The sequence below is a fragment of the Pseudomonas sp. GM24 genome, assembly GCF_000282235.1.
In the GTDB taxonomy this organism is placed as follows: domain Bacteria; phylum Pseudomonadota; class Gammaproteobacteria; order Pseudomonadales; family Pseudomonadaceae; genus Aquipseudomonas.
Map to the genome: position 1 here is coordinate 1 of NZ_AKJR01000292.1, position 6,004 is coordinate 6,004.

Below are 6,004 nucleotides of genomic sequence, written 5' to 3' on the forward strand. Positions count from 1 at the left end.
GAGCGTGGGAACGATCAGGGGAACTGATATGGAAAGCTACATCCGCTGGTTTCAACGCTTCATCTGGATCGGCATTGCGATGAACATGGTGTTCGCCATCCCTGCGCTGTTCGCGCCGGGCTTGCTGACATCGGTGGTCGGGCTGCCGCCGCAACTCTCCGACCCATGGCTGGAAAACGCCGGGATGCTGCTGGTCGGCATCAGCGTGTTTTACATGCCGTCAGGCTTCAACGCGCCGCGCTACGTGGTGCATTCCTGGCTGTGCGTGCTGACGCGATTGATCGCGGTGGTGTTCTGGATTTATCTGATCAACACCAGCATTCAAGGCTCGGTGTTCGTGCCGATGTTGATGGGCGATCTGAGCTTCTTTCTGATCCTCGGCATTTTGCTCTACCTCGGCACCACCCCGGAAAACCGGCCGTGGGCGCTGCTCTGCGATGGCTGGCGCGAGTGGCGCGCGGCGTGGGCGCGACAATGGCAAAGCCACGCCTTCAAGGTCGGCACGCTGATCGTGGTCGCCGTGCTCGGTTTTATCGGCTACCAAACCTGGTATCAGATGCTCCGCGTCGTTCCTGAGCAGGAATACGCCTCCGACGAAGATCACTACAAGTACGCCGCCATTGGCCTCGGTATCGAAGCACGGATCCCGTATTACCTGTTCGCCGTGCTGCCGCAGATGTGCCCGGAGAAAATGCCCAAACCCGGTGGCTGGGAGGTTTTCGGTTTCCTCTTTGAAAACGGCAAGGACCTGCCGATCGGCATGGCCAAACGGCAAATCGGCTACCCGACGGTAGAGCCGAACTGCGCGCTGTGCCATACCGGTTCCTACCGGGCCAATGCCAGCGACGTCGCCGTCAATGTGCCGAGCGCGCCGGCCAACACCCTGCAACTGCAAGTCTTCCAGTGGTTCGCCTACGATTGCGCCAGCGATCCGAAATTCACCACCGACGCGGTGATGGCGGCGATCAACAGCAAGTTCCAGTTGGGCTTCTTCGAGAAGCTCTACAACCGCTACCTGATCATGCCGATGGCCAAAAGCGCACTGCTCAAGCAGAAACAGGCCTACGCCTGGCAGAAGCTGCGTCCGCAACAAGGCCCGGGCCGCACCGACACCTTCAACCCGACGAAAATGGTCGTGTTCGGCTTCCCGGATGACTCGACCATCGGCACCGTCGACCTGCCGCAAGTGTGGAACCAGAAACCACGGGAATCGATGTACCTGCATTGGGATGGCAATAACAACAAGATCCACGAACGCAACTACGCCGCCGCGATGGCCGTGGGCGCGACGCCGGAATCGGTACTGCCGCCGAGCTTCAATCGCGTGACCAACTGGCTGCTCGGGCACAAGGCACCGGCGTGGCCGTGGGCGCTGGATCAAGCGAAAGTCGCGCAGGGCAAGCCGATCTGGGAGGCCAATTGCGCGGCTTGTCATGACTTCGGGCGCGCCGATACCGGGCAGGTCACCACCAACATCGATCAGCTCGGCACCGATCCGCACCGGCTCGACTCGTTCACCACGGGGCTGGTGGCTGCGTTCCACACCTTCAAAAAGCCGCCGTTCGATTTCGGCGCCTACCGCAAGACCCAGAGTTACAGCAACACGCCCACCGACGGCGTCTGGCTGCGCGCGCCGTACCTGCACAACGGTTCAGTGCCGACGCTGTGGGACTTGCTGCAACCCGCGGAAAAACGTCCGCAGACGTTCATCACCGGTTCTGACGTCTACGACCCGGTCAACGTCGGTTTCGTCACCAGCGGTGCCCAGGCCAAAGCCTCGGCCGACTTCAAATACGACACGCGGCTGGAGGGCAATCACAACAGCGGTCACCTGTACGGCACGACGCTGTCGGACGACGACAAACGCGCGCTGATCGAATTCATGAAAACTCTGTGAAACCCTTACGGATAGAGGAATTTGCCATGTCACTGGTCAGTCATTGGGAACACGAATACGACAAGGTCAAAGTGCGCATTCACGGCTTGTTCACGCGCATGGAAATGGCCTGGATGAAACTCATCAGCGAGCTGGAGCCGCAGGAGTTTCAGGCGATCATCAAGTTGCTGCAGCGCGGCCATGATCAGGCGCAGTACGTGCTGAAAAACGGTGAGTTGCCGGACGACGAACCCGCCGTGCCGTGGGAGTTGTCGCACGGCTTGTCGATCCTGCGCATTGGCAATGCGACGCCGCTGCCGCAATCACCGGATCAACTGGCGACCCGGGTGTTGAAGGACGGCACGCTGCTCGGTTGTCGCAAGTGGGAATTGCTCGATCTGTTGTGGAGTGAGGCGCTACTGAAGTGGATCGAAAACCTGCGCCATCACGCGACGTTCGGCACTGACCCGGCGGTAGTGCAGATGGATCGCGAGGTGACCTTGGCGATCGCTGGCGATTGGGGTACCGGGCCGTTCGATAGTCATGCGCCGGCGGTGTCAGTGGCCAATCAGATGCAACTGGCCCAGGCCGATTTCACCATTCACTTGGGCGATGTGTATTACGCCGGCAGTCACTCTCAGGAGGACGTCGACATGGCCGGTTGGCCGCTGGGCACGCACGGCTCATTCACCCTCAATTCCAATCACGAGATGTACAGCGGCGCACACGGCTATTTCAAGGAACTGGCCAAGCGTTTTCCCGGGCAGCAGGGCACCAGTTACTTCGCCTTGATCAATGATGACTGGCTGGTGGTCGGGCTGGATTCTGCCTACGCCTCAGACGCGATGAATCTGTACATGGACGGCACCTTGAACGAGCCGCAGATCGCGTGGATGAAAGGCCTGCCGAAACGCAAGAAACTCATGGTGCTCAGCCATCATCAGGGCTTCGATATTTCCGGGCACAACAAGACCGCGCTGTATCAACCGGTGTGCGAGGCGCTGGGGCGGGAGCCGGATTACTGGTATTGGGGGCATCTGCACAACGGCATCGTGTATGCGCAGCAGGGTGGTTTGCATGCGCGTTGTGCCGGGCACGGGGCGATTCCGTATGGCAATTCCAGTGAGCTGAACGGGCATTCGCGGGTGTTGTGGTCGGAGACCCAGGATGCCAACGACCCGGCGTATCCGCTGCGGGTGTTGAACGGGTACGCGAAGATCAGGTTGGTGGGGGAGGAGATATTTGAGGAGTTTATTGGTGAGGATGGATCGGTGAGGTGGTCATCGAAGTGATGCGGTGACTGTTCTGACGCTATCGCTGGCAAGCCAGCTCCCACAGGTTTTGCGGTGTACACGGAATCTGTGAACACCATCAACCACTGTGGGAGCTGGCTTGCCAGCGATGCTTTTAGCCTTGGACCGGCACGCCTTTGAGGTAAGGCGCAGGCTCGGCCCCAAGGTTGTTCAGCATGCGCTCGCTGTACCAATCGACGAAGTTGACCACGCCAAACTCATAGGTCTTGGAGTAAGGCCCGGGCTGGTAAGCGGTGGAGTTGATCCCGCGCTGGTTCTCTTCCGCCAGACGACGATCCTGATCGTTGGTCGCGTCCCATACCTGACGCATGCGTTCCACGTCGTAATCGACGCCTTCAACCGCATCCTTGTGCACGATCCACTTGGTGGTGACCATGGTTTCCTGCGCGCTGATCGGCCACACGGTGAAGACGATGATGTGGTCGCCCATGCAGTGGTTCCAGGAGTGCGGCAGGTGCAGGATGCGCATCGAGCCGAGGTCCGGGTTCTTGATGCGGCCCATCAGTTTCGCGCAGCCCTGTTTGCCGTCGAGGGTCATCGACACGGTGCCCTTGAGCAGCGGCATGCGCACGATGCGGTTGCGCAGGCCGAAGCTGGCGTGGGCGTAGGGGATCTTTTCGGCTTCCCAGGCAGCGGCGGAGGCGGCGACGTGATCCTTGAACGCCTGATCGGCGCGTGGGTCGGTGACGTCGTCCCATTCCAGCAGGGTTTTCAGCAGTTCCGGGTGCGACGCGTTGCAGTGGTAGCACTCGCGGTTGTTTTCCAGCACCAGTTTCCAGTTGGCCTTTTCCATCAAGGTGGTGGTGATCGCCACCTTGGTGTTCTCCATGTCGTACGGTTCCATGTAATGGTTCAGCGTCGACAGGAAGTCATCAATGGCCGGCGGATTCTCCGCCAGGCTGATGAAGATGTAGCCGCCGGCAGTCTTCACGTTCACCGGTTTCAGGCCGTACTGCTTCATGTCGAAGTCGGCGCCCATTTCGGTGCCGGCGAACAGCAGGCGTCCGTCCAGCTCATAGGTCCACTGGTGGTAGTGGCAGACCAGTTTGGCGACTTTGCCTTTTTCGCTGGTGCACAGACGCGAGCCACGGTGGCGGCAGACGTTGTGGAACGCGTGCACGACGCCTTCGGCGCCACGAATGACGATGATCGGGTTTTTGCCGACCTGCAGGGTCAGGTAGTTGCCCTTGGCCGGGATTTCGCAGGTCATGCCGGCGATCAACCACTCTTTCTGAAAGATCTCCTGCATGTCGATATCGAACAGCCGCTCATCGCTGTAGAACGGTTGCGGCAGCGAAAACGTGCGCTCGCGCTCCTGGAGCATTTGTGCGGTGGCCTTGCGTGCGGGTTCCAGCGGATCGCCCAGGCTGATTTTTGCGGTGACGTCCATCGATGTGATCCTCATGGCCATCTGCGTGGCCGGCGAAAAGTGGCTGATCAGGTGTGCTGCTAACGGTTGCTACGCAAGGTGTAAAGAATCTGTCTTGGTGTTGGGGCGAGTGTGGGGCCGGCGCTGCCGCGAACCTTATCCATGGGCGACATGGTGCAATCTGTTCCCGACGCGCAACCCCCGGTGGTTGGGGGCTGGTCGCGATAAGTATGCCGATGTCGCGGATAGGTAAACGGGCGGTTCGCGCTATACGCAGAATCGCCGACATGAGGCCGACAGTCGGCCGTGGAGAACAGCATGTCCAACAGCTTCCTGAATCCGGTCACCACCCAGACCTGGGCCAATGGCCGACACATCGTCCGTTGCGTCAAAGTCATCCAGGAAACCTGGGACGTGCGCACCTTCTGCTTTATGGCTGATCAGCCGATCCTGTTCTTCTTCAAGCCCGGGCAATTCGTCACACTGGAGCTGGAAATCGAAGGCCAGCCGATCATGCGCTCGTACACGATCTCCAGTTCGCCGTCGGTGCCGTACAGCTTTTCGGTGACGATCAAACGGGTGCCGGGCGGCAAGGTCTCCAACTGGCTGCACGACACGCTTCATGAGGGGCAAGAGTTGGCGGTGCACGGGCCGGTCGGGTTGTTCAATGCCATCGACTTCCCGAGCCCGAAAGTGCTGTATCTGAGCGGCGGCGTCGGCATCACGCCGTGCATGTCGATGGCGCGCTGGTTCTACGACACCAACGCTAACGTCGACATGACCTTTATCCACAGCGCGCGCTCGCCGAAAGACATCATTTACCACCGTGAGCTGGAACACATGGCGTCGCGGATCGACAACTTCAGCCTGCACCTGATTTGCGAGAAACATGGCTTGGGTGAGCCGTGGGCCGGGTATCGCGGTTACCTGAACCACAAGATGCTCGAATTGATGGTGCCGGACTTCCTCGAGCGCGAAGTGTTCTGCTGCGGCCCGACGCCGTACATGAACGCGGTCAAGCGCCTGCTCGAAGTGGCCGGTTACGACATGTCGCGTTATCACGAGGAATCCTTCGGCGCCACGCCGCCGGAAGCCCGTGCCGATGCGGTCGAACAGGCCGAGCAGGCTGCGGATGCACCGGAAATCGATGCGGCGGATCTGCATCAGGTCGAATTCACTTCGTCTGGCAAGAGCATTCGCGTGGCACCGGGCGAGACCGTGCATGCGGCGGCCGCCAAGCTGGGGCTGATGATTCCGAAGGCGTGCGGTATGGGCATTTGCGGGACGTGCAAGGTGCTGAAGCTGGGCGGTGAGGTGGAGATGGAGCACAACGGCGGGATTACCGAGGACGACGAGGCCGAAGGGTTTATCTTGTCGTGCTGCAGTGTGCCGAAGGGGGATGTGCGTATCGATTTCTGATCGGTAACCCTCACCCCAGCCCTCTCC

Annotated in this window: 4 protein-coding genes; 3 read left to right on the forward strand and 1 reads right to left on the reverse strand. The window is 60.2% G+C overall.

Going from position 1 to position 6,004, the window contains the following annotated elements; all coding sequences use genetic code 11:
* Positions 1–28: 28 nt before the first annotated feature.
* Complete coding sequence (locus PMI23_RS26940) at positions 29–1,897, forward strand: hypothetical protein (protein ID WP_007911233.1); 1,869 nt, start codon at positions 29–31, stop codon at positions 1,895–1,897.
* 26 nt (positions 1,898–1,923) lie between these two features.
* Positions 1,924–3,168: a metallophosphoesterase family protein gene (locus PMI23_RS26945; RefSeq protein ID WP_007911231.1), complete on the forward strand. Its 1,245-nt coding sequence runs from the start codon at positions 1,924–1,926 to the stop codon at positions 3,166–3,168.
* A 115-nt stretch (positions 3,169–3,283) separates the two neighbouring features.
* On the opposite strand, the gene gbcA is transcribed toward PMI23_RS26945, so the two are convergent.
* On the reverse strand, positions 3,284–4,579 hold the full coding sequence (gbcA, locus tag PMI23_RS26950) for a glycine-betaine demethylase subunit GbcA (RefSeq protein WP_007911229.1): 1,296 nt from the start codon (positions 4,577–4,579) through the stop codon (positions 3,284–3,286).
* 297 nt (positions 4,580–4,876) lie between these two features.
* Here gbcA and gbcB point away from each other — a divergent pair, with 297 nt between their 5' ends.
* A complete protein-coding gene (gene gbcB, locus PMI23_RS26955) occupies positions 4,877–5,977 on the forward strand; it encodes a glycine-betaine demethylase subunit GbcB (protein ID WP_007911227.1) in 1,101 nt (366 codons plus the stop codon).
* Positions 5,978–6,004: the final 27 nt, after the last annotated feature.

Coding starts and splice junctions, on each gene's coding strand:
- PMI23_RS26940 (WP_007911233.1), top strand. CDS start 29: ATGGAAAGCTACATCCGCTGGTTTCAACGCTTCATCTGGATCGGCATT.
- PMI23_RS26945 (WP_007911231.1), top strand. CDS start 1,924: ATGTCACTGGTCAGTCATTGGGAACACGAATACGACAAGGTCAAAGTG.
- gbcA (WP_007911229.1), bottom strand. CDS start 4,579: ATGGACGTCACCGCAAAAATCAGCCTGGGCGATCCGCTGGAACCCGCA.
- gbcB (WP_007911227.1), top strand. CDS start 4,877: ATGTCCAACAGCTTCCTGAATCCGGTCACCACCCAGACCTGGGCCAAT.